24 protein-coding genes are annotated in these 23,033 nt (G+C 74.6%); 7 read left to right on the top strand and 17 right to left on the bottom strand.

Translation table 11 applies throughout. The annotated features are described in order from the left end of the window. Nucleotides 1–11: 11 nt before the first annotated feature. The 3 genes from BLT39_RS06575 to BLT39_RS06565 are packed head-to-tail and all read right to left on the bottom strand — an operon-like array spanning nt 12 to nt 3,836. On the bottom strand, nt 12–1,598 hold the full coding sequence (locus BLT39_RS06575) for a GMC family oxidoreductase (RefSeq protein WP_165640148.1): 1,587 nt from the start codon (nt 1,596–1,598) through the stop codon (nt 12–14). A gap of 26 nt (nt 1,599–1,624) precedes the next feature. Then, entirely contained in the window at nt 1,625–2,935 is a 1,311-nt protein-coding gene (locus BLT39_RS06570; RefSeq protein ID WP_091060757.1) for a class I adenylate-forming enzyme family protein, read from the bottom strand. Nucleotides 2,936–2,966: 31 nt separating this feature from the next. Then, nucleotides 2,967–3,836 carry an MBL fold metallo-hydrolase gene (locus BLT39_RS06565; protein ID WP_091060753.1) on the bottom strand — a complete coding sequence of 290 codons (870 nt, stop codon included), beginning with the start codon at nt 3,834–3,836 and terminating at the stop codon, nt 2,967–2,969. Between the two features lie 65 nt (nt 3,837–3,901). On the opposite strand from BLT39_RS06565, the gene BLT39_RS06560 reads away from it, so the two are divergent. Then, nucleotides 3,902–4,435, top strand: a complete 534-nt coding sequence (locus BLT39_RS06560; RefSeq protein ID WP_091060750.1) for a hypothetical protein — start codon at nt 3,902–3,904, stop codon at nt 4,433–4,435. 100 nt (nt 4,436–4,535) lie between these two features. Further along, nucleotides 4,536–5,045, top strand: coding sequence for a hypothetical protein (locus BLT39_RS06555; RefSeq protein WP_131801422.1), 510 nt, complete (start codon nt 4,536–4,538; stop codon nt 5,043–5,045). 60 nt (nt 5,046–5,105) lie between these two features. On the opposite strand, the gene BLT39_RS06550 is transcribed toward BLT39_RS06555, so the two are convergent. The 5 genes from BLT39_RS06550 to BLT39_RS06530 form a co-directional block, all read right to left on the bottom strand. Then, nucleotides 5,106–6,371, bottom strand: a complete 1,266-nt coding sequence (locus BLT39_RS06550) for a M23 family metallopeptidase (protein ID WP_091060743.1) — start codon at nt 6,369–6,371, stop codon at nt 5,106–5,108. A gap of 178 nt (nt 6,372–6,549) precedes the next feature. Continuing rightward, nucleotides 6,550–7,338 (bottom strand): ATP-binding cassette domain-containing protein, encoded by a 789-nt coding sequence (locus BLT39_RS06545; RefSeq protein WP_242658212.1) that lies wholly within the window; start codon nt 7,336–7,338, stop codon nt 6,550–6,552. Further along, nucleotides 7,335–8,378, bottom strand: coding sequence for an ABC transporter permease (locus BLT39_RS06540; protein WP_091060740.1), 1,044 nt, complete (start codon nt 8,376–8,378; stop codon nt 7,335–7,337). The genes BLT39_RS06545 and BLT39_RS06540 overlap by 4 nt, the downstream gene beginning before the upstream one ends. After that, complete coding sequence (locus BLT39_RS06535; RefSeq protein ID WP_091060737.1) at nt 8,375–9,349, bottom strand: sugar ABC transporter substrate-binding protein; 975 nt, start codon at nt 9,347–9,349, stop codon at nt 8,375–8,377. The genes BLT39_RS06540 and BLT39_RS06535 overlap by 4 nt, the downstream gene beginning before the upstream one ends. A 58-nt stretch (nt 9,350–9,407) precedes the next feature. Continuing rightward, complete coding sequence (locus BLT39_RS06530) at nt 9,408–10,169, bottom strand: GntR family transcriptional regulator (RefSeq protein WP_207507669.1); 762 nt, start codon at nt 10,167–10,169, stop codon at nt 9,408–9,410. Between the two features lie 67 nt (nt 10,170–10,236). Between BLT39_RS06530 and BLT39_RS06525 the strand changes: the two genes are divergently transcribed. Both BLT39_RS06525 and BLT39_RS06520 read left to right on the top strand, forming a co-directional pair. Continuing rightward, nucleotides 10,237–11,307: a Glu/Leu/Phe/Val family dehydrogenase gene (locus BLT39_RS06525; protein ID WP_207507668.1), complete on the top strand. Its 1,071-nt coding sequence runs from the start codon at nt 10,237–10,239 to the stop codon at nt 11,305–11,307. 183 nt (nt 11,308–11,490) lie between these two features. After that, nucleotides 11,491–11,709, top strand: a complete 219-nt coding sequence (locus tag BLT39_RS06520; RefSeq protein WP_091060732.1) for a DUF3073 domain-containing protein — start codon at nt 11,491–11,493, stop codon at nt 11,707–11,709. A gap of 78 nt (nt 11,710–11,787) precedes the next feature. Here the strand turns inward: BLT39_RS06520 and purM are convergent, their stop codons facing one another. From purM to BLT39_RS06495, 5 genes are read right to left on the bottom strand one after another with little or no spacing between them, the layout of a single operon-like run. Beyond that, nucleotides 11,788–12,840 carry a phosphoribosylformylglycinamidine cyclo-ligase gene (gene purM, locus BLT39_RS06515; protein WP_091060729.1) on the bottom strand — a complete coding sequence of 351 codons (1,053 nt, stop codon included), beginning with the start codon at nt 12,838–12,840 and terminating at the stop codon, nt 11,788–11,790. Further along, nucleotides 12,837–14,417 (bottom strand): amidophosphoribosyltransferase, encoded by a 1,581-nt coding sequence (purF, locus tag BLT39_RS06510; RefSeq protein ID WP_091060726.1) that lies wholly within the window; start codon nt 14,415–14,417, stop codon nt 12,837–12,839. The genes purM and purF overlap by 4 nt, the downstream gene beginning before the upstream one ends. 58 nt (nt 14,418–14,475) lie before the next feature. Further along, nucleotides 14,476–15,183 (bottom strand): DUF72 domain-containing protein, encoded by a 708-nt coding sequence (locus BLT39_RS06505; RefSeq protein ID WP_278246954.1) that lies wholly within the window; start codon nt 15,181–15,183, stop codon nt 14,476–14,478. Between the two features lie 8 nt (nt 15,184–15,191). Further along, complete coding sequence (locus tag BLT39_RS06500) at nt 15,192–15,800, bottom strand: MBL fold metallo-hydrolase (protein WP_091060722.1); 609 nt, start codon at nt 15,798–15,800, stop codon at nt 15,192–15,194. After that, the gene (locus BLT39_RS06495; RefSeq protein WP_091060719.1) at nt 15,797–16,888 is read right to left on the bottom strand and encodes an S-(hydroxymethyl)mycothiol dehydrogenase; all 1,092 of its coding nucleotides are present in this window, start codon (nt 16,886–16,888) and stop codon (nt 15,797–15,799) included. The genes BLT39_RS06500 and BLT39_RS06495 overlap by 4 nt, the downstream gene beginning before the upstream one ends. A 164-nt stretch (nt 16,889–17,052) precedes the next feature. Here BLT39_RS06495 and BLT39_RS06490 point away from each other — a divergent pair, with 164 nt between their 5' ends. Beyond that, entirely contained in the window at nt 17,053–18,465 is a 1,413-nt protein-coding gene (locus BLT39_RS06490) for an OFA family MFS transporter (RefSeq protein ID WP_091060716.1), read from the top strand. Further along, nucleotides 18,462–18,611 (top strand): MFS transporter small subunit, encoded by a 150-nt coding sequence (locus tag BLT39_RS22305; protein ID WP_165640177.1) that lies wholly within the window; start codon nt 18,462–18,464, stop codon nt 18,609–18,611. Before BLT39_RS06490 ends, BLT39_RS22305 begins: the two co-directional genes overlap by 4 nt. A gap of 76 nt (nt 18,612–18,687) precedes the next feature. Here the strand turns inward: BLT39_RS22305 and BLT39_RS06485 are convergent, their stop codons facing one another. The 4 genes from BLT39_RS06485 to purS are packed head-to-tail and all read right to left on the bottom strand — an operon-like array spanning nt 18,688 to nt 22,252. Beyond that, nucleotides 18,688–19,077: a sterol carrier family protein gene (locus BLT39_RS06485; RefSeq protein WP_091060712.1), complete on the bottom strand. Its 390-nt coding sequence runs from the start codon at nt 19,075–19,077 to the stop codon at nt 18,688–18,690. Then, on the bottom strand, nt 19,077–21,344 hold the full coding sequence (gene purL, locus BLT39_RS06480) for a phosphoribosylformylglycinamidine synthase subunit PurL (protein ID WP_091060708.1): 2,268 nt from the start codon (nt 21,342–21,344) through the stop codon (nt 19,077–19,079). The genes BLT39_RS06485 and purL overlap by 1 nt, the downstream gene beginning before the upstream one ends. After that, nucleotides 21,341–22,009: a phosphoribosylformylglycinamidine synthase subunit PurQ gene (gene purQ / locus BLT39_RS06475; RefSeq protein WP_091060704.1), complete on the bottom strand. Its 669-nt coding sequence runs from the start codon at nt 22,007–22,009 to the stop codon at nt 21,341–21,343. The genes purL and purQ overlap by 4 nt, the downstream gene beginning before the upstream one ends. A gap of 3 nt (nt 22,010–22,012) precedes the next feature. Continuing rightward, nucleotides 22,013–22,252 carry a phosphoribosylformylglycinamidine synthase subunit PurS gene (gene purS, locus BLT39_RS06470; RefSeq protein WP_091060700.1) on the bottom strand — a complete coding sequence of 80 codons (240 nt, stop codon included), beginning with the start codon at nt 22,250–22,252 and terminating at the stop codon, nt 22,013–22,015. A gap of 105 nt (nt 22,253–22,357) precedes the next feature. On the opposite strand from purS, the gene BLT39_RS06465 reads away from it, so the two are divergent. Continuing rightward, nucleotides 22,358–23,032: a PilZ domain-containing protein gene (locus tag BLT39_RS06465; protein WP_091060697.1), complete on the top strand. Its 675-nt coding sequence runs from the start codon at nt 22,358–22,360 to the stop codon at nt 23,030–23,032. Nucleotide 23,033: the final 1 nt, after the last annotated feature.

Here is a 23,033-nt window from a genome sequence, read left to right as displayed (position 1 = left end):
CGCGGGAGGCCTCAGGCCGCGCCCATCAGCTCGGCGGCCCGTTCCCCGATCGCCACCGCGGTGGCCGCGGGTCCGCGGGTGGGCACGACGGGCAGCACCGAGGTGTCGGCGACCCGCAGCCCCTCGACGCCGCGCACCCGCAGGTGCTGGTCCACGACGGCACCGGGGTCGCCGTCCGGGCCCATCCGGGCGCTGCCGGCGAGGTGGACCGCGGTGGCCAGGTGGGCGCGGGTCCATGTGTCCAGCGCCGCGTCGTCGCCCAGCACGTCGTCGGGCAGGTCGGTGCGGCCGGCCACCAGCGGCGACATCGCCCGGGTGGCGAGCAGGTCGGCGGCCAGCCGCACCGCCTCGCGCATCCGGCGCCGGTCGCCGCCGGTGGACAGGTACCGGTACTCGATGCGCGGCTGCACGGCCGGGTCGGTGCTGGTCAGGCTGATCCGGCCCCGGCTGTCCTCGGCCTGCAGCGCGACGCCGAGGTACAGGTCGTCCCGGGTCCGGGCGTGCTGCAGCACCTTCCGCGGGTCGGCGTGCCGGACGGCCCGCAGGGTGGCGGCCGGCCGGCGCAGCACCTCGGCCAGCCCGGACAGCGCCCCGCCCTGCGAGCGGGACAGCATCACCTTCGAGAACGGCTTGAGCCAGGGCATGACCTCGAGGTGGTCGGGGGTGTTCAGCGCCGTGGTCAGCGGCAGCATCCCGCGCGGCATCGGGGTGCGGCGGGCCGGGGCGTAGGTGACGTAGAGGTCGGGGTGGTCGGTGAACTCCGCCCCCACGCCCGGTACGTCGACCAGCACGTCGACGCCCAGGGCACGCAGCTGGTCGGCCGGGCCGATCCCCGACAGCAGCAGCAGGTGCGGCGAGCCCACGGCGCCGGCCGAGAGCACCACCTCGGCGGCGCGGTGCTCGGTGCCGTCGGCGCACCGGACGCCGACCGCCCGGCCGCGCTCCACCAGGACCCGGACGACGGGGCTGTCCCCGCGCACGGTGAGCCCGGGGTGGCCGCGCCGCGGGGACAGGTAGGCCATCGCGGTGTTGACCCGCACGCCGTCGCGTACGTTGACCGGCACCGGCCCCACCCCGGGCGGGGCGTCGGCGTTCTTGTCCGGCTCGGCGGGGAAGCCCAGCTCCCGGCAGGCGGCGGTGAAGGCGTCGGCGACCGGGTGCGGGTCGGTGCTGCGGCTGACCGGCACCGGCCCCGTGGTGCCGTGCAGCGGGTCGGACTCGCAGCGCCGGAAGGCCGGCAGCAGCGCGGCGTGCGACCACAGGTCGTTGCCGCGGGCGGCCCAGCCGTCGCAGTCGGTGCGGGTGGCCCGGATGAAGTAGGTGCCGTTGAGCGCGCTGGACCCGCCGAGAACCCGGCCGCGGGGCACCGGCCAGCGCACGCCCTCGACCAGCTCGCCGGTCAGGTCCCAGTTCGCCGGGTGGCCGGGGACGGCCGCGCCCATCGTGGCGGCGTCGCGGATCGTGGCCGGGAAGTCCTCGGGGCGGCGGTGGTCGGCGCCGGCCTCGAGCAGCAGCACCCGCCGGCCGGCGTCCACCAGCCGGGCGGCCAGCGCGCACCCGGCCGAGCCCGCGCCGACGACGACCACGTCCGCGTCCACGTCCAAGTCCGCGTCCGCCCGGCCGGTCACAGGCCGAGGACCCCGGGCAGGTCGAGGCGGCGCACCTTGCCGGTGGAGGTGCGCGGCAGGTCGGGGATGCGGTGCACCGACTTGGGGCGCTTGGCCGGGGCCAGCCGCTCCCGCGCCCATGCCGACAGCTCCTCGGGCGCCACCGGGCCGACGTAGGCGGCGACCACCCGCTGGCCCCACTCGTCGTCGGGCACCCCGAAGACGGCGGACTCCACGACGTCGGGGTGGCCGTCCAGCACCGCCTCGACCTCGGCCGGGTAGACGTTCACCCCGCCGGAGATGACCAGGTCCTCGCGGCGGCCGTCCAGCCAGACGGTGCCGTCGTCGTCGACCCGGCCCAGGTCGCCGACGGTCACCCGGTCGCCGTCCCAGGCCGCCGCGGTCTTCTCCGGGGCGCGCCAGTACTCGAACCGGGCCCACCGCGGCACCTCGCACCACAGCTGGCCGCGCTCGTCGGTGGACAGCCGGCGGCCGGGGCGGGCGCGCCCGACGCTGCCGGGGGCGGCCAGCCAGTCAGCGGTGCTGCAGACGGTGAACTGCACCTCGGTGGAGCCGTAGAACTCCTGCACCGCGCCGTCGGGCAGCGCGGCCAGCACCGCGCGCTTGGTGGGCTCGGGGCAGGGCGCGCCGGCGTGCGCCAGCAGCCGGAAGCTGGACCAGTCGACGTCCTCGCGGAGCAGCCGCTGCAGGTGGGTGGGCACGCAGAAGGTGGTGGTCGGCCGCTGCGCGGTGATGGTGGCGGCCAGGCGGGTGGCGTCGAACGGACCGGGCAGGAGCACCTCGCCGCCGGCCAGCAGGGTGTGGGTGGCGAACCGCAGCGGCGCCGAGTGGTGCAGCGGCGAGAGCTGCAAGTGCCGGTCGGTCCCGGTGAACCCCCAGAGGTCGATCTCCTCGCGGGCCAGCGCGCGGGCGTCGTCGTCGGCCAGGACGCCGGACCACACGCCCTTGCGGCGTCCGGTGGTGCCCGAGGTGTAGTGCATCGGCCGGGCCAGCGGGAACTCCGCGAGGTCGGCGTCGGCGTCCCCGACCAGCCGACCGGGGTCGTCCCCGACGTCCAGGGCGGGGTCGGCGTCGGCCACCAGGGCGGCCCGCTCGGCGGCCGGCAGGGCCGGGTCCAGCACCACCGGGACGACGCCGGAGCGCAGCGCCCCGAGGACGACGGCGAGCAGCTGCGGCGAGGCGCCCGCGCTGACCACGAGGCGCTCCCCGCGGCCGATGCCGCGCGCCCGCAGCTCCCCGGCCACCCGCCGCTGGTCGGCCTCGCTGTCCGCGGCCCGGACGAGGGGCACCGCGCTGTGCTCGCTCACCCGGTCAGCGTCGCACGGCGCGGCGGGGTGCTCAGGCCAGGCGCCAGCTGTCCCCGGCGCCGCGGACCACCTGGCCGGTGGCCGACAGCTTCGCCAGGGTCGCCCGGGTGGACTGCTCGGCGGCGGGCCAGACCGTCCGCGGCACCTCGGCGTAGACGTGCGCCACGAGCTGCGCCACGGTGCGCGCCTCCGGCAGCAGCGCGTCCAGCAGCTGCCACTCCCGGTACGCGCGGTGCGCGGCGTAGAACTCCAGCACCGCGCCGACGTCCACGGTCAGCTCCGGGCCGTGCCCGCAGTAGAGGGCCGACGGGCCCAGCCGGTGCACCCGGCGCAGCGAGTCCAGGTAGGCCAGCACGTCGCCCTCGGGGTGGGCGAGCACCGAGGTGCCCCGGCCCAGCACGTGGTCGCCCACCAGCACCGACCCGGTCTCGGTGCGGAAGGCGAGGTGGTCGCGGGTGTGCCCCGGCGTGGCGACGACGTCGAGCCGGGTGCCGGCCAGGGCCACCGCGTCGCCGTCCGCAAGCACCCGGCCGTCCGGCCCGGCGACGTCGCCGCTGCCGGCCGCCACCTGCACCCCGAACCGGGCCGCCCACGGCAGGGCCGCCTCGGCGTGGTCGCCGTGGTGGTGGGTGACCAGCACGCCGACCACCTCGGCGCCGCGGGCGGCCAGCGCCGCCTGCACCGCGGCCAGGTGCGCCGCGTCGTCCGGCCCGGGGTCGACCAGGACCGCCTGCCCGCTGCCCGGGGCCCCGACGACGTAGGTGTTGGTGCCGTCCAGCGTCATCGGCGAGGGGTTGGGCGCCAGCACCCGGGTGACCAGCGGCTCGGGGTCGGCCACCCGCGGCAGCTCGCCGGGGGCCGGCAGCGACCAGGAGCGGCGGGGGTCGACGGGGGCGTCCACAGCCGGACTCTAGACACCCGGCCGATGAGCAGGGCGGACGCCCAGCCGGTCCGTAGCCTGCCCCCATGCGCCTGACGACCCCCCTGAAGACCGCCCTGGCCGGGGCCGCCGCCCTCGCCCTGCTGACCGCCTGCGGTGGTGGCTCCGACGACACCGCCGCCTCGTCCAGCTCCTCCTCGTCCTCCGCGGCGACCAGCAGCAGCGCCGCCGAGACCTCCGCCTCGGACAACCCCGAGGCCGCCGCGTTCTGCACCGATGCCCAGGACGCCTTCAGCGACCTGGAGAACGCGGTCACCGCCACCGCCGACCCCTCGGCCATCCCCGGCCTGTTCGCCGACGCCGCCTCCCGGCTGACCGCCATCGAGCCGCCGGCCGAGATCGCCGACGCCTGGGGCACCGCCACCTCCGCGGTCGAGCAGCTGGCCGCCAGCATCCAGGGCCTGGACCTGAACACCCCCGAGGGCCAGCAGGCCTTCCTCGACCAGGTCAACCAGCTGCAGACCTCCGCCGGCCCGGCGCAGGGCGAGATCCAGTCCTACGTCGCCGCCAACTGCGGCGGGACCCTGGGCAGCACCGAGTCCGCCTCCCCCACCAGCTGACGCCTGCGGCACCGCCGGCCCGCGCACGCGGCCGGCGGTGCCCGGTGACAGCCCGGTGACGGCCCGGCGACGGCTCGGCCCGGCCGATACGGTGCTGGGCATGCGCCTGCGACCAGCACTCGCCGCCCTGTCCGCGACCGCCCTGCTCGGCCTGGCCGCCTGCGGGGGCTCCGACGACACCGCCGCCGCCCCCTCGAGCAGCGCCGCCGGCACCTCCTCGGCCGCCCCCAGCAGCAGCGCGGACGCCACCGGCTCGGCCGACGCCGAGGCCCAGGCCTTCTGCACCGAGGGCGAGGCCGCGCTGTCGGGCCTGCAGGACCAGGTCGAGACGGCCACCCCCGACCAGTTCGCCACCCTCCTGCCCCAGCTCGTGTCGACGCTGGACACCCTCGAGCCGCCGGCCGACATCGCCCCGGCCTTCCAGACGCTGCGCGACGCCTACGACCAGCTGGCCCAGGCGGCCACCGCCAACGACCTCACCACGCCCGAGGGCCAGGCGGCCTTCCAGCAGGCGGCCAGCGACCTCGGCAGCACGGCCCAGCCGGCCGAGGACGAGCTGAGCGCCTGGACCGACGCCAACTGCGCGGGCACCGCGAGCCCGACGAGCTGACCCCCGGCACGACGGAGGCCCGGTCCCTGGTGGGACCGGGCCTCCGTCGCGTCCGGGTGCTCAGCAGCCGCGGATGACCACGCCGCGGGCCGACATCCACGGCACCGGGTCCACCGCACCGCTGTACATCGCGCCGCTGGGGTGCACCTCGAAGTGCAGGTGCGGCCCGGTCGACTGGCCCTCGTTGCCCACGTCGGCGATCTGCTCGCCGGCCTGGACCCGGTCCCCGGCCCGCACGTAGTAGCGGCTGACGTGGCCGTACACGGTCACGGCGCCGTCGGTGCCGAGCACGTAGACCGCCTGGCCGAAGCCGGTGGCCGCGCCGGCCCGCTGCACGGTGCCCGCGGTGGCCGCGTAGACCGGGGTGCCGATCGGGGCGGCGATGTCCACGCCGAAGTGCGTCGTCCCCCAGCGCGAGCCGTAGCAGCTGCTGGTCCGGCCGGCGGCCGGCAGCACGTAGCCGGCCTGCGCCCCGGACGCCGACGGCGCGTTCCGGGCACCGGCGGCCGCGGCGGCGGCAGCGGCGGCCGCCTGCTGCTGGGCCCGCGCGGCGGCGGCCTCCTCGGCGGCCCGCTGGTCCAGCCAGGCCTGGTAGGCGTTGCGGGCGCCCTGCAGCGACAGCAGCTGCACCTGGGCGGCCTGCAGCTGGGCGTCGTAGCCGGCCTTCTGCGCGCTCACCTCGGCGAACGCGGTCTGCTGCACGGCGACCTGGGCGTCGGAGGCGGCCTTCGCGTCGGCGGCGGCCTGCTCGGCGGCGGCCTGCTGGTCCACCGCCTGCCGGGCGGCGGAGTCGGCGTTGGCCTGCACCAGCTGCGCGTTCTCCAGGTCACCGAGCACGTCGAGCTGGTTGTCCGCGACCCACTCCAGCATCGCGGCCCGCTGCACCAGCTCGCCCGGCCCCCGGACGTCGAGCAGCACGACCTCGCTGGTGAGCGCGGCGCCGTTCATGTAGCTGTCGCGGGAGAAGTCGGAGAGGCGGCCCTGCGCGGCGGTGACCTGCTCGGTCGCGGCCGCCAGCTGCGCGGCGGTCTCCTGCGCCGCGGCCTGCGCCTGGGCCAGCGCCTCCTGCGCGGCCTCGTAGGCGATGCCGGCGGACTCCGCCTGCACCTGCACCTGCTGCAGCTGCGCCTCGGCGGCGGCCACCAGCCCGGCGACCCGGCCCACCTCGGCGGCGGCGGCGTCCTGGGCGGCCTGGGCCGCGGTGATCTCGCCGTCGCTCGGGTTGCCCGGTGCCGGCGGCGCGGCCAGGGCCGGGCCGGCGCCGAGCACGACGGCGGCAGCCGTCACGGAGGCGACGAGCAGGGCACGCAGCGGACGCTGCGACATGGGGCGCTCCCTGGGGAAGAGGGATGGCGGGCGAGCCGATGGACTGTCCCATCCGCCCCACGAGTCACACGCGCAACACGCCGGGGCAGCTTGGGACCAGTCCGTCACGTGCCTCCCGGCCCGCTCCGTCTGTCCCTGTCCCATCGACACGGAACGGCCCCGACTTGAACGCCGGGGCTCAGACCACCGGGTCGACCCCCGGGGTGCGCTCCAGCTCGTGGCCCAACGCCTCCAGCTCCGCCCCGCCGGCCATCAGCTCGACCAGCTCGTCGCGGGTGATGTCGGCCTTGACCCGGTCGGCGATGCTCCGGCCGCGGCGCAGCACCAGGAACCGGTCGCCCACCGGGTAGGCGTGGTGCGGGTTGTGGGTGATGAACACGACGCCCAGCCCGCGCTCGCGGGCCCGGGCGATGTAGCGCAGCACCACACCCGACTGCTTGACGCCCAGCGCCGCGGTGGGCTCGTCGAGGATGAGCACCCGCGCCCCGAAGTGCACGGCCCGGGCGATGGCCACGCACTGCCGCTCACCGCCGGACAGCGTGCCGATCGGCTGGTCGACGTCGCGCAGCGCGATGCCCATCGCGGCGAGCTCGTCCCGCGTCGTCCGCTTCATCAGGTCGACGTCCAGCATCCGGAACGGACCCTTCCGGGGCTCCGAGCCCAGGAAGAAGTTGCGCCAGACCGGCATGAGCGGGACGACGGCCAGGTCCTGGTAGACGGTGGCGATGCCCAGGGCCAGCGCGTCGCGCGGGCTGGCCATGTGCTGCTCGACGCCGTCGACGGCGAAGGTGCCCTCGGAGTGCTCGTGCGCCCCGGACAGGATCTTGATGAAGGTGGACTTGCCGGCGCCGTTGTCGCCCAGCACGCAGGTGACCTCGCCGGCGCGCACGGTGGTGGTGACGCCCTGCAGGGCGACGACGCTGCCGTAGCTCTTGCCGAGGTCGGTGACCTCGATCAGCGCGCTCACCGCAGCCGCTCCGCCCGCTGCCGCACCCAGTTGTTGACCAGGACGGCGGCCAGCAGCATCACGCCGAGGAAGGCGTAGAGCCAGTTGGAGTCCCAGCCGGCGTACACGACGCCCTGCCGGGTCATGCCGTAGATCAGCGCGCCGAGCGCGGCGCCGACGGCCGAGCCGTAGCCGCCGGTGAGCAGGCACCCGCCCACCACGGCGCAGATGATGTAGATGAACTCGTCGCCGACGCCGGTGGAGCTCTGCACGGTCGAGGACTGGAACAGGCTGATCATGCCGACCAGCCAGCCCGCGCCGGCCGTGGTCATGAACAGGCCGATCTTGGTGCGCGCCACCGGGACGCCGGTGGCGCGGGCACTGGCCTGCGCGCCGCCGACGGCGAAGACCCAGTTCCCGGCGCGGGTGCGCAGCAGCACCAGGGTGGCCACGGCGGTGACGGCGAGGAACCACAGCACCGACACCGAGATGCTGGCGCCGCCGACCCTGATGACCCCGCCGAACAGCGGCCGCACGGAGTCGAAGTAGGGCACGTCGGAGAAGCCCTGCACCGCGACCTGCCCGTAGACGAGCTTGACCAGCGCGAGGTCGATGCCCTGCAGCACGAAGAACGTGCCGAGCGTGACGATGAAGCTGGGCAGCCCGGTGCGCACCACCAGGAACCCGTTGAGCGCGCCGATGGCCACCGCCACGACCAGCGCGACCAGCACGGCCACCCACACGTTGAGGCCGTAGCCGGTGGTGGCGACGCCGACCAGCAGGCCGGTGGCGCCGGTCATCGCGCCGGCGGAGAGGTCGAACTCGCCGCCGATCATGAGCATCGCGACCGCGACGGCCATGATCCCGAACCGGGACGCCGAGTTCAGCCAGGTGCCGATCCCGGACGGGGTGAGGAACTGCTCGGCGACGACGGCGAAGAAGACCAGGACGGCGAGGGCCGCCACGGCCGCCCCGACCTCGGGACGGCGGAGCGCACGGGGGGCCCGCCCGGTGGGCGCCGCCTCGCGGTCGGCGTCCCGGGCCGGGGCGGTGGTGGTCACCGGGTGCCGTTGGCGGCGTACCGGGCGACGTCGTCCACGTTGTCGGAGGTGACGAAGGCCGGGCCGGAGTTGACCGGCTGCCCGCCGCCCACGACGTTGCCGTTGGTGGCGTAGAGCTGCAGGAACGACACCGGCAGGTAGCCCTGCAGGTAGGGCTGCTGGTCGACGGCGAAGGTGATGTCACCGGCCGAGATCGCGTCGGTGACGTCCTTCGAGATGTCGAAGGTGTCGACCTCGGCCGACGAGCCGGCGTCGGAGGTGGCCGACACGGCCGCGACCGCGACCTGGCCCTGCAGCGCCAGCACGACGGAGACGCTGGGGTCCGACTGCAGCTTGGACAGGATGGTGTCCTGCACCTGCGCGGTGTCGGTGCCGTCGACCTGCAGGTTCTCCACGGTGCCGCCGTAGGTCGCGGCGACCGCCGAGCAGCGGTCCTCGAGGCCCACGTTGCCGGCCTCGTGGATGACGCAGAGCACCTTGCCGGTCTGGCCCTCCTGGTTCAGCCGCTCGCCGACGGCCTGGCCGGCGGTGGTCTCGTCCTGGCCGACGTGGGTGATCGCGCCGAACTCCGCGGACTGGGTCTGGCCGGAGTTGATGGTGATGACCGGGATGCCGGCGGCGACGGCGGCCTCGACCGAGTCGCGCAGGCCGTCGGGGTTGGCCATCGACACCACGATGCCGTCCACGCCCTGGGAGACCGCGTTGTCGATCAGCTCGGCCTGCCGGGTCGGGTCGGGGTCGCTGTTGTAGTCGACGGTGACACCGAGGTCGGCGGCGGCCTGGTCGGCGCCGGAGCGGACGACGTCCCAGAAGGAGTCGCCGGGGGCGCCGTGGGTGATGACGGCGATGTCCAGGTCGGTGGCGGCCGCGGCGCCCTCGCCGGAGGAGTCCTCCTGGCCGGTGCCGCTGCAACCGGCCAGGGCCAGGACCCCGGCGACGGCGAGCACGCCGGCCGATCGGGTGATGCGCATGTGGTGCTTCTCCTCGTGACGGGGACCTACCAAAGCAACCAGTATGTATGCCCCGGGTTCACGGCGTGAGCAGGCTCATCTCGAAGGACCACCGCGCCGCCACGTAGACGTGCCGGCCGTGCTCCACGGGCGTGCCGTGCTGGTCGTAGGTGGTGCGCTCCATCGTGAGCAGGATCCCGCCCGGCTCGGTGCCCAGGAGCTCGGCCTCCGCGGCCGTCGCGGGCCGGGCGCCGATGACCTGCCGGGCGGCGTGCAGGTCGATCCCGGCGTCCCGGATGGTCGCGTAGAGACCGGTGTGCTCGAGCTCGCCGGCGTCCAGGTCGAGCAGCCCGACCCGCAGCCAGTTGGTCAGCCGGGCGATGGGGGCGCCGTCCACGGCCCGCAGCCGCTCGACGGTGAGCACGGCCGACCCGGCCGGGACGGCGAGGGTGCGCGCGGTGGCGGCGTCGGCGGGCCCGGCGGTGAGCGACAGCACCCGGGTGGTGGGCTCCTGGTGGGCCCGGCGCAGCTCGTCGTAGCTGCTGTCCGGCACGGGGGCGGGCAGGTCCAGCGGCTGGCCGACCCGGGTGCCGGCCCCGCGGCGGCGCACGATGAGGCCCTTGTCGACCAGGTAGCGCATCGCCTGCCGCAGGGTCGGCCGGGACAGCCCCAGGGAGTCGGCCAGGGCGACCTCGTTGTCCAGCCGGGTGCCCGGCGGCAGCCGCCCGGACGCGATGCCGGCCTCCAGCCACTGCGCCACCTGCCGGTGCAGCGGGACCGGGCTGGAGCGGTCCAGCCGCAGCCCGGCGACCGGGTCGGGCACGCCGTCGCCGGTCCTCATGGTGTGGATCCTCCCTCTGCGACCTGGGCCACACAGTGGCACGGGCCCGGCTCGTAGGCTCCCGGACGTGGACATCTTCGGCTCCGGGCACGAACAGGTGGTCTTCTGCAACGACCGGGAGTCCGGGTTGCGGGCGGTCATCGCGATCCACTCCACGGCGCTGGGCCCGGCGCTGGGCGGCACCCGGTTCTTCCCCTACCCGACCGAGGAGGCCGCGGTCGCCGACGCGCTGGCCCTGTCCCGCGCGATGTCCTACAAGAACAGCCTGGCCGGCCTCGACCTCGGCGGCGGCAAGGGCGTCATCATCGGCGACCCCCAGGTGGACAAGACCGAGGCGCTGCTGCGGGCCTACGGCCGGTTCGTCGAGGCCCTGGGCGGCCGCTACCTGACCGCCTGCGACGTGGGCACCTACAACGCCGACCTCGACGTCGTGGGCCGGGAGACCCGGTTCGCCCACGGCCGGTCGCTGGCCGTCGGCGGCTGCGGCGACTCCTCGGTGCTCACCGCGTTCGGCGTCTTCCAGGGCATGCGCGCCGCCGCGCAGCACCGCTGGGGCGCCCCGACGCTGGCCGGGCGCACCGTCGCGGTGGCCGGGGTCGGCAAGGTGGGCTCCTGGCTGGTCGACTCCCTGGTCGAGGACGGCGCCTCCGTCGTCGTCACCGACGTGGACGCCGCCGCGGTCGAGCGGGTGCGGGCCAAGCACCCCGGGGTGCGGGCGGTGGCCGACACCGCCGAGCTCGTGCGCACCCCGCACGACGTCTACGCCCCCTGCGCGCTCGGCCGGGCGCTGGACGACGAGACCGTCGCCGTCCTGCCCGCGGAGATCGTCTGCGGCGGCGCCAACAACCAGCTCGCCTCCGACGGCACCGCGCAGGCGCTGGCCGACCGCGGCATCCTCTACGCCCCCGACTACCTGGTGAACGCCGGCGGCGTGGTCCAGGTCGAGGACGAGCGGCACGGGTTCTCCTTCGCCCGCGCCGAGGCCAAGGCCGCCACCATCTTCGACGTCGCGCTGCGCGTCTTCGCCGCCGCCGACGCCGAGGGCGTCTCGCCGGCGGTCGCCGCGGACCGCCTCGCGGAGGAGCGGATGCGGTCGGTCGGGCGGTTGTCGACCATCCGGTTGCCCGCCACCCGCTGAGACCCGCGTCACCTCCGCGACCGCTGACCTGCCCGTCCGGGGGACGCGCGGCGAGGACGTGTGCCGACCTCCGATCCGTGACGTAAGCTCGTCCCCGGACACAATCACTCAGTCGGGGTCGCCACACGGGCCGTCCAAGCCCAGTGCTGGACGGCCGCCACTCCGTCACGAGGGGGTCGAGCCATGGGGCGCGGCCGAGCGAAGGCCAAGCAGACACGCGTGGCCCGTGAGCTCAAGTACAGCTCACCTTCCACCGACCTGACTGCGCTGCAGCGGGAACTCGGTGGCCAGCCGTCGTCCTACACCGCGAAGGCGGTCAAGGACGACGACGAGGACGACATCGCCTCGCGATGGATCGACGACGACGACGACGCGGACGACGGCTGGGTCGCCAGCCGCTGACCGGGGTCGTCGACCCTCTGCTGGACCGCACCACCACGAGCACCGCCGTCCCCCGGGACGGCGGTGCTGTCGTGCTGCTCAGCGGTAGGAGCCGACCAGCCGGGCGGAGGCGCCCGGACCGGCCTGCACGGTCCCGGCCACCCAGGCGGGCACCCCGCGACCGGTGAGCAGCTCGACCGCGCGGTCGGCCACCTCGGGGGCGACGGCGGCGACCATGCCGACGCCGCAGTTGAACGCCCGCTCGGACTCCGTGCGCGGCACGCCGTGCGACTCCAGCAGCTGCACCGCGGCCGGCAGGGCCCAGGTGCCGCGGTCCAGCACGGCCTCCAGGCCGTCGGGGACGACGCGCGCGGCGTTGCCGGCCAGCCCGCCGCCGGTGATGTGCGCGAAGGCGTGCACGCCCTCCACGCCGAGCTCGGCGACCAGCGCCAGGCAGTCCAGCGCGTAGATGCGGGTGGGCTCCAGCAGCTCGGTGCCCAGCTCGCGGTCCAGCCCCGCCGGGGTGGCGTGCAGGTCCAGGCCGGCCTCGGCGACGACCCGGCGGACCAGGGAGTAGCCGTTGGAGTGGAAGCCCGAGGACGCCATGGCCACGACGACGTCGCCCGCGCGCACCCGCTCGGGGCCGAGCACCGCGTCGGCCTCGACCACCCCGACCGCGGTGGCGGCCAGGTCGTAGTCGTCGGGCCCCATGAGGTCGCCGTGCTCGGCGGTCTCCCCGCCGACCAGGGAGGCCCCGGCCAGCCGGCAGCCCTCGGCGATGCCGGTGACGATGGCCGCGATCCGCTCGGGGACGACGGTGCCGCACGCGACGTAGTCCTGCAGGAACAGGGGCTCGGCCCCGCAGGCCACCAGGTCGTCCACGCACATGGCGACCAGGTCGATCCCGACCGTGCCGTGCCGGTCCAGCTGCCGGGCCAGCGCGATCTTGGTGCCGACGCCGTCGGTGGAGGACGCCAGCAGCGGACGGCGGTACTTCTGCACGTCGAGGGCGAACAGGCCGGCGAACCCGCCGAGCCCGCCGACCACCTCGGGCCGGTTGGTGGCCTCCACGGCGCCCTTCATCAGCGCCACCGCCCGCTCGCCGGCGTCGATGTCGACGCCGGACGCGGCGTAGGTGAAGCCCCCGGTCACGGGCGGGTCAGGGCGTCGTCGGCGCCACCGGCCACGCTCGGGCTGCCGGCCTGCTGGCCGGTCCAGCCGCTGACCGCGCGGGCGGCCTCGCGGTCGACGTCGTCGATGACCGGCAGCGTGCGCTTGGTGATCCCCTCGAGCACGTGCTTGCCCAGCACCTCGGGCTCGCCCAGCGGGATCGGGTACTCACCGGTGAAGCACGCCGAGCACAGCCGGCTGGCCGGCTGCTCGGTCGCGGCGACCATGCCCGCCTCGCTGACGTAGCCCAGGGAGTCGGCGTTGATCGAGGCGCGCACGCCGTCGACGTCCAGGCCGTTGGCGACCAGCTCGGCCCGGGAGGCGAAGTCGATGCCGTAGAAGCAGGGCCACTTCACCGGCGGCGAGGCGATGCGCACGTGCACCTCGACCGCGCCGGCCTCGCGCAGCATGCGCACCAGCGCCCGCTGGGTGTTGCCGCGCACGATCGAGTCGTCGACCACGACCAGGCGCTTGCCGCGGATGACGTCGCGCAGCGGGTTGAGCTTGAGCCGGATGCCCAGCTGCCGGATGGTCTGCGAAGGCTGGATGAAGGTGCGGCCCACGTAGGAGTTCTTCACCAGGCCCAGGCCGTAGGGGATGCCCGACGCCTCGGCGTAGCCGACCGCGGCCGGTGTGCCCGACTCGGGCACCGGGATGACCAGGTCGGCCTCCACGGCGTGCTCCCGGGCCAACCGGCGACCGATCTCCACGCGGGCGGCGTGCACCCCGCGGCCGGAGATCGTGGTGTCGGGGCGGGCCAGGTAGACGTACTCGAACACGCAGCCCTTGGGCTCGGCCGGGGCGAAGTGCTGGGAGCGCAGGCCGTCCTCGTCGATGGCGATGAGCTCACCGGGCTCGACCTCGCGGACGAAGGAGGCGCCGACGATGTCCAGCGCCGCCGTCTCGCTGGCCACGACCCAGCCGCGCTCGAGCCGGCCCAGCACCAGCGGGCGCACGCCCTGGGCGTCGCGGGCGGCGTAGAGGGTGGTCTCGTCCATGAAGGTGAAGCTGAACGCGCCGCGCAGGGTGGGCAGCACCTGCATCGCGGCGGCCTCGACCGAGAGGTCCTGCTTCGCGGCGATGAGCGCGGTGACGATGTCGGAGTCGGTGGTGGCCGAGAAGGCCCCCGAGACGCCCTCGTCGGCCGCCCGGCTGGCCAGCTCGGCGGTGTTCACCAGGTTGCCGTTGTGGCACAGCGCGATGCCGCTGCCACCGCCGGTCGTGCGGAACGTCGGCTGGGCGTTCTCCCAGGTCGACGCGCCGGTGGTGGAGTACCGGGTGTGGCCGACGGCGAGGAAGCCGCGCAGGCTGGACAGCGTCGACTCGTCGAAGACCTGGCTGACCAGGCCCAGGTCCTTGTAGACCACGACGGAGGCGCCGTCGGACACCGCGATGCCCGCCGCCTCCTGACCGCGGTGCTGCAGGGCGTACAGGCCGAAGTAGCTGAGCTTGGCGACCTCCTCCCCCGGCGCCCAGACACCGAAGACGCCGCACGCGTCCTGGGGTCCTGCGTCCTGGGGGTCGAGGTCGTGCGTCAGCCGTCCATCACCGCGAGGCACGGGTGCGAGGGTACCGGCGGCAGGTGGGTGCGTCAGCACCACGAGGGTGACCCGCAGCTCAGCGCAGCAGCTCGCGCAGCCTCCGCGCGTTGCGGACGGCATGGCCCTCGCCGTCGTTGTTGAAGTAGCCGAACACCTCGGTGCTCCCCCACTCCCGGATGCGGTCGGCCCACCAGTGCAGGTCCTCGTCGGGGTAGGAGCCGGCGTAGAGGTGCTCGTGGTCGGGGCCGTGCCAGCGCACGTAGGCGAAGGGGGCGGTCACCCGCAGCACGCAGGGGATGCCGGCCCCGCTGACCACGCAGTACGCCGCGCCGTGCCGGGCGAGCAGGTCGAACACGTCGTCGTGCTGCCAGGTGGGGTGCCGCAGCTCGACCGCCACCCGCAGCCACGGCGGCAGGTGGGCCAGGAACCAGGCCAGCCGGTCGTCGTCGCGCTGGTGGTCCGGGCGCAGCTGCACCAGCAGCACGCCGCGGCGGTCGGCCAGCTCGTGCCAGCCCGACGCCATCCGGCCGATCCAGGTCTCCGGGTCGTGCAGCCGCTTGGCGTGGGTCAGGCCGCGGGCGGCCTTGACGCTGATCGCGAAGCCGGGGGGCAGCCGCTGCCGCCAACCGGCGAACGTCGCGTCGCGCGGCCAGCGGTAGAAGGACGCGTTCAGCTCGACGGTGTCGAACTCGGCCACGTAGTGGGCCAGCCGGTCCCGGGACGGCGTCCCCGGTGGGTAGAGGACGCCGTCCCAGTGGTCGTAGCTCCAGCCGGAGGTACCGATCCGTGCGTTCAGTGGATGTTGTCCACCTCGGCCGCGACCGTGGTGTCGTCGCCGTGGCCGGTCTTCACGACCGTGTCGCCGGGCAGGGTGAGCAGCCGCTCCTGGATGGAGTTCAGGATGGTCGGCTTGTCGCTGTAGGACCGGCCGGTCGCACCCGGGCCGCCGCAGAACAGGGTGTCGCCGGTGAAGACGGTGTCCAGCTCGGGGGCGTAGAGGCAGGTGCTGCCCGGCGAGTGGCCCGGGGTGTGCATGGCGACCAGCTGGGTGCCGGCGACGTCGAAGGTGGTGCCCTCGACCAGGTCGTGGTCGGGCTGCGCGTCGGGGTGGACGACGTCCCACAGCATCCGGTCCTCGGGGTTGAACCAGATCGGCGCCCCGGTGGCCTCGCGCAGCGCCACCGCGGCGGTGATGTGGTCGTTGTGCCCGTGGGTCAGCACGATCGCGCCCAGCGTGCGGGGGCCGATGGCCTCCAGGATCGGCGCGGCGTCGTGCGGGGCGTCGATGACCACGACGGTCTCCTCGTCGCCGACCAGCCAGACGTTGTTGTCCACGTCGAAGTCCTGGCCGTCGAGGCTGAACACCCCGCTGACGACGGTCTTGTCGATGTAGACGCTCACTGGTCGAACACCACGACCGAGCGCAGCACGTCGCCGTGGTGCATCTTCTCGAACGCGGCCTCGACGTCGCCGATGCCGATCGTCTCGGACACGAACGCGTCGAGGTCGAACCGGCCCTGCAGGTACAGGTCGACGAGCATCGGGAAGTCGCGGCTGGGCAGGCAGTCGCCGTACCACGAGGACTTCAGCGCGCCGCCGCGGCCGAAGACGTCGATCAGCGGCAGCGTGATCTCCATCGTCGGGTTCGGGACGCCGACCAGGACGACGGTGCCGGCGAGGTCGCGGGCGTCGAAGGCCTGCTGGTAGACCGCCGGGTGGCCGACGGCGTCGATGGCGACGTCGACGCCGAAGCCGCCGGTCAGCTCCTTGATCGCGGCGACCGCGTCGATCTCCTTGGAGTTCACCGTGTGCGTGGCGCCCAGGCCCGTGGCCCACTCGAGCTTGCGGTCGTCGATGTCCACGGCGATGACCTTGGCCGCGCCGGCCAGCTTGGCCCCCGCGATCGCGGCGTCGCCCACTCCGCCGCAGCCGAAGACGGCCACGGTGTCGCCGCGGCCCACGCCTCCGGTGTTGATGGCGGCACCCACGCCGGCCATGACGCCGCAGCCGAGCAGCCCGGCCGCCTCCGGCTTGGCCGCCGGGTCGACCTTGGTGCACTGGCCGGAGTGGACCAGGGTCTTCTCGGCGAACGCGCCGATGCCCAGCGCCGGGGAGAGCTCGGTGCCGTCCTTCAACGTCATCCTCTGGGCCGCGTTGTGGGTGTTGAAGCAGTACCAGGGCTTGCCCTTGGTGCAGGCCCGGCACTGCCCGCAGACCGCGCGCCAGTTGAGGATCACGTAGTCGCCGACGGCGACGTTGGTGACGCCCTCGCCGACCGCGGAGACGACGCCGGCGGCCTCGTGGCCGAGCAGGAACGGGAACTCGTCGTTGATCCCGCCCTCCCGGTAGTGCAGGTCGGTGTGGCAGACCCCGCAGGCCTGCACGTCGACGACCGCCTCACCCGGACCCGGGTCGGGGACGACGATCGTCTCGAGACTGACGGGGGCTCCCTTGCTGAGGGCGACGACGCCCTGCACCTCGTACGGCATGCACCGGAGCCTATGGGTCGGACGGGACCCCCGGCCGGGTGACGATCTGGTCTCGGTCGCCGAGCGGACGGTTGTGTGCCGCACTAACCTCGCGCGGGCATGGCCCGCGTCACACAGCGGGCACCCAGCAGACCCGGGGCCCGTCCCCGGACAGGAGGACCTCCGTGGCCGTTCCCGGCTTCCTGGCTCGCGACCGGATCGTCGCGAAGCCGGGCTTCAACCGGTGGCTCATCCCACCGGCCGCCCTGGCGGTGCACCTGTGCATCGGGCAGGCCTACGCGACCAGCGTCTACAAGACCGCCCTGGTCTCGCACTTCGACGCCAGCCTCACCTCGATCGGCGTCGTCTTCTCCATCGCCATCGTCATGCTCGGCCTGTCCGCGGCGGTCTTCGGCACGTGGGTCGACCGCAACGGGCCCCGCGCGGCGATGTTCACCGCCGCCTGCTTCTGGTCCGCCGGCTTCCTGGTCGGCGCCCTGGGCATCGCGACCAGCCAGCTGTGGCTGCTCTACCTGGGCTACGGCGTGCTGGGCGGCATCGGCCTGGGCATCGGCTACATCTCGCCGGTGTCGACGCTCATCAAGTGGTTCCCGGACCGCCCGGGCCTGGCCACCGGCATGGCGATCATGGGCTTCGGCGGTGGCGCCCTGATCGCCACCCCGCTGTCCCGCCAGCTGATGAGCTTCTACGACCCGGCCTACGACGGCACCGCCGCCACCACCCCCAGCGGGGGCGCGGTCGCCGGGCTGTTCGTCACCCTCGGCATCGTCTACCTGGCCTACATGCTCTTCGGCGCCTTCATCGTGCGGGTGCCGGCCGACGACTGGAAGCCCGAGGGCTTCGACCCCTCGACGGTCAAGCAGAAGGCGCTGGTGACCACCGACAGCGTCTCGGCCGCCAACGCGATCAAGACCCCGCAGTTCTGGCTGCTGTGGGTCGTGCTGTTCTGCAACGTCACTGCCGGGATCGGCATCCTCGAGCAGGCCAGCCCGATGATCCAGGACTTCTTCCGCGAGGGCGACGCCTCCACGGTGGCCGCGGCTGCCGGGGCCGGGTTCGTCGGCCTGCTGTCGCTGTTCAACATGGCGGGCCGGTTCGTCTGGTCCTCGACGTCGGACAAGATCGGCCGCAAGCCGATCTACATGGTCTACCTCGGCGTCGGGCTGCTGCTCTACGTCGCGCTGGCCACCGTCGGCAGCTCGGCTACCTGGCTGTTCGTGCTGCTGGCCGCGGTCATCATCAGCTTCTACGGCGGCGGGTTCGCCACCATCCCGGCCTACCTGCGCGACCTCTTCGGCACCTACCAGGTGGGCGCCATCCACGGCCGGCTGCTGACCGCGTGGTCGGCGGCGGGCGTGGCCGGGCCGCTGATCGTCAACGGCGTGCTGGACACCCAGGGCACCCCGGGTGAGCTGGTCGCCGCCGACTACCGCATCGCGCTGTTCATCATGGTCGGCCTGCTCGCCGTCGGGTTCGTGGCGAACCTGCTGGTGCGCCCGGTCGACAGCAAGTGGCACGAGCCGAAGGGCGCGGCCGCCGGCACCACCCCGACCCCCGAGAGGAGCGCGGCCCGATGAGCTCGGCCCAGCGCAGCACCGGCACCCAGCCCAGCAGCACCCCGACCCTGCTGATCGTCCTCGCCTGGCTCCTGGTCAGCATCCCGCTGGTCTACGGCCTGGTCCGCACGATCATCACCGCCGCCCCGCTGTTCACCGGCGGCTGATCCACCCGCTCCACCAGGCAGGGGAAGCCCTGCACCCGCTGACGAGGTCCGTCGGCGGGTGCAGGGCTTCCCCTGCTCAGGGCTGGTCGTCGCGCAGCGGGCGCAGGGGCAGCACCGCGGCGAGGTCGGCCCGGTTGCCGCTGGCCGCCACCGCCCCGCCGGCCACGGCGTCCTCCCACGTCTGCATCCCGGTGACCAGCCGGAGCCAGGTGGCGGCGTCGGTCTCCACCACGTTGGGCGGGGTGCCGCGGGTGTGCCGCGGGCCCTCGATGCACTGCACCGCCACGTGCGGGGGCACCCGCACCTCGACCGACCGGCCGGGCACCTGCTGGGCCAGCCAGCGGGCCGAGGTCTTCACCGCGGCACCCAGCACGGCCCGACCCGGCTTCTCCGCCTCCCCCGCCAGCCAGGGCCGGCACGCGGCGACGGCCGCGCGCAGCTCCTCGGCGGGGATGGGCGCCGGCATCAGCTGGTGGGGACCGCTCCGGTGGGCACGGCGCCGACGACGTCCTCGGGGTGGCCGAACAGGTCGGGCAGCGTGCGGGTCCAGGTGCTGCGCAGCTCCGCGAGCGGCAGCTCCAGCACGCCCTCCACCACCAGGGCGTCGCCGCCGGTGGTGCCCAGCTCGGTGACCGGGACGCCGGCCGCCTCCGCCGCGGCGCGCACCGCGGCCGGGTCGGTGGTGGTGACGACGGCGCGGGCCACCGACTCGGCGAACAGCGCCGCCGTGGTGTCGCCCACGACCCGCACGGTCGCGCCGGTGCCGTACCGCAGCGCCGACTCCGTCAGCGCCTGGGCGAGCCCGCCGTCGGCCAGGTCGTGCGCCGAGGTCACCGCGCCGTCGGCGGCCAGGTGCGCGAGCAACCCGGCCAGCGCGCGCTCGGCGTCCAGGTCCACCCGCGGCGGCAGCCCGCCGAGGTGGCCGTGCACGACGCCGGCCCAGGCCGAGCCGCCGAACTCCGGCCGGGTCTCCCCCAGCAGCAGCACGGTCTCGCCGGCCGCCCGCCAGCCGCCGCGCACCCGGGTGCGCACGTCGTCGTGCACGCCGAGGACGCCGATGACCGGGGTCGGGTTGATCGCGACGTCGCCGGTCTGGTTGTAGAGGCTGACGTTGCCGCCGGTGACCGGCAGGCCCAGCGCGCGGCAGCCGTCGGCCAGCCCGCGGACGGCCTCGGCGAACTGCCACATGACCTCGGGCTCCTCCGGGGAGCCGAAGTTCAGGCAGTTGGTCACCGCCAGCGGCACCGCGCCGGAGACGGCGACGTTGCGGTAGGCCTCGGCCAGGTTCAGCTGCGCACCGGTGTAGGGGTCCAGCCGGGCGAACCGGGCGTTGCCGTCCAGCGCCAGGGCGATGCCGCGGTGCGTGGTCTCGTCGATGCGCACCAGGCCGGCGTCCTCGGGCTGGGCGAGCACGGTGTTGCCCTGCACGTACCGGTCGTACTGCTCGGTGACCCAGGACTTGTCGCAGCCGTCGGGGCTGCCGACCACGGCCAGCCAGTCGGCGCGCAGGTCGGCCGAGGCGGTCGGCGGCAGGTCGGCCTGCAGGTCGTCCAGGTCGGCGGGCCGGTGGTAGGGCCGCTCGTAGACCGGGCCGTCGTGCGCGACGGTCCGCGGGGGGACGTCGACGATCCGCTCGCCGTGCCAGTCGATGAGCAGCCGGTCGCCGTCGGTGACTTCACCGATGACGGTGGCCAGCACGTCCCACTTCGCGCAGACCGCGAGGAACTCCTCGACCTTGGCCGGCTCGACGATGGCGCACATGCGCTCCTGCGACTCGCTCATCAGGATCTCGGCCGCGGTCAACGTCGAGTCGCGCAGCGGCACGGTCTCCAGGTCGATCCGCATGCCGCCCGAGCCGGCCGCGGCCAGCTCGCTGGTGGCGCAGGACAGGCCGGCACCGCCCAGGTCCTGGATGCCGGTGACGAGGTCGGCGGCGAAGATCTCCAGGCACGCCTCGATGAGCAGCTTCTCGGTGAACGGGTCGCCGACCTGCACGCTCGGCCGCTTGGCCGGGCCGTGCTCGTCGAAGGTCTCGCTGGCCAGCACCGAGACGCCGCCGATGCCGTCGCCACCGGTGCGGGCACCGAAGAGCACGACCTTGTTGCCCACGCCCTCGGCCTTGGCCAGCCGGACGTCCTCGTGCTTCATGACGCCCACGCACAGCGCGTTGACCAGCGGGTTGCCGGCGTAGCAGTCGTCGAACAGGATCTCGCCGCCGATGTTGGGCAGGCCCAGGCAGTTGCCGTAGCCGCCCACGCCGGCCACCACGCCGGGCAGCACCCGCGCGGTGTCGGGGGCGTCGGCCCGGCCGAAGCGCAGCGAGTCCATGACGGCGACCGGCCGGGCGCCCATGGTGAGGATGTCGCGCACGATGCCGCCCACGCCGGTGGCCGCGCCCTGGTAGGGCTCGACGTAGCTGGGGTGGTTGTGCGACTCGACCTTGAAGGTGACCGCGTAGCCGTCGCCGACGTCGACCACGCCGGCGTTCTCGCCCATGCCGACCAGCAGCGCCTCGCTGCGGGGCAGGTCGCCGAAGGTGCGCAGGTGCACCTTGGAGGACTTGTAGGAGCAGTGCTCGCTCCACATCACCGAGTACATGGCCAGCTCGGCGGTGGTGGGCCGGCGGCCGAGGATGTCCCGGATCCGCAGGTACTCCTCGTCGCGCAGGCCCAGCTCGCGGTAGGGCTGCTCCTCGTCGGGGGTCTCCCCCGCGTGGCTGACGGTGTCGATCACGAGAGCACGCCCTCCAGCACGCTGGTGAAGAAGCCGAGGCCGTCGACCGAGGGGCCGGTGAGCTCCTCGACCGCGTGCTCGGGGTGCGGCATGAGGCCGACGACCCGGCCGTCGGCGCTGGTCACGCCGGCGATGTCGCGGGAGCTGCCGTTGGGGTTGCCGCCGGCGTAGCGCACCACGACCCGGCCCTCGCCCTCGAGCCGGTCGAGGTCGGCGTCGGACCCGACGTAGCGGCCCTCGCCGTTCTTCACCGGGACGACGATGGTCTGGCCCTGCGCGTAGGACGACGTCCACGCGGTGTCGGCCCGCTCGACCAGCAGCGCCTGGTCGCGGTTGCGGAAGTGCAGGTGGCCGTTGCGGGTCAGCGCGCCGGGCAGCAGCCCGGCCTCGCAGAGCACCTGGAAGCCGTTGCAGATGCCCAGCACCGGCATGCCGGCGTGCGCCCGGTCGACCACGGCCCGCATCAGCGGCTGCCGGGCGGCGATGGCGCCGGCGCGCAGGTAGTCGCCGTAGGAGAACCCGCCGGGCAGGACGACGGCGTCGACCGCGGGCAGGTCGGCGTCGGCGTGCCACAGCGGCACGACCTCGCCGCCGGCCAGCCGGACCGCGCGGGCGGCGTCGACGTCGTCCAGCGACCCCGGGAAGGTGACGACCCCGATGCGCACGGCTCAGTCCTCCGACAGGTGGAGCTCGACGTCCTCGATGACCGGGTTGGCCAGCAGGTTCTCGGCGATCTCGCGGAGCTCGGCCTCGTCGGGGGTGCCCTCGACGTCGAGGACGAAGTGCTTGCCCTGCCGGACGCCGGTCACCCCCGTGTGGCCCAACCGGCCGAGGGCGCCGAGGACGGCCTGCCCCTGGGGGTCGGAGATCTCGGGCTTGAGGACGACGTCGACGACCACGCGCGGCACGGGGGCGAGGGTACCGGGCCCGGTGGTGGAGGTTTCGAGGCGAGTTGGCGCAGGAGCTGCCGATACCGCGTGCACGACCTGTCCGCCCACGAGAGGAGGCTGCCTGTGCCCGACACGTCCACCGTCGGCGACCGGCCGCCCATCGGCGACCAGGTCGAGGTCGTCGCCGTCCAGGGCCCGGCCCACGCCGTGACCCGGGTCGAGGACAGCGCCGACGAGGAGCTGGTGCTGGCCGTCGGCACCGACGCGGAGGGCCGGCGGGTGCGGCTGGGCCTGGGCGTCGCCGTCCTGGTCTGGTGGACGATGGCCGACGGCACGGTCCGCTACCGCCCGCACGCCGTCGCCGACGTGCGCGGCGGCCCGCACCCGGTCTGGGTGCTGCACCCGACCGACGCCGCCTCCGTGGGCGACCGGCGCGCCACGCCCCGGGTGGAGATGGAGGTCCCGGTGGGCCTGCTGACCCCGCTCGGGATGGTGCTGGGCGCGACCACCGACATCAGCGAGGGCGGCCTGCGGGCCCTGTTCGCCGCGCCGCCCACCACCGGGTTCGGCGACGCCACCCAGCCCTTCGCCGAGGTCGGCGAGCTGGTCACCCTCGCGCTGGTGCTCGGGGGCGCCCGCACCGAGCTGCGCAGCCGGGTGCTCGACGTGCGCCGCCGGCCCGACGGCTGCCGGCTGCTGCGGGCCCGCTTCGAGACCCTGCCCGAGGACGTCCGGCTCCAGCTGCGCGCCACCACCTCCCAGGAGATCGGCCGGCAGCTGACCACCGGGAGGCGGTGAC

Origin of the sequence: Klenkia brasiliensis, from assembly GCF_900100695.1 — a bacterium.
Classification (GTDB): Bacteria; Actinomycetota; Actinomycetes; order Mycobacteriales; family Geodermatophilaceae; genus Klenkia; species Klenkia brasiliensis.
This window is presented reverse-complemented; position numbering and strand designations above follow the sequence as displayed.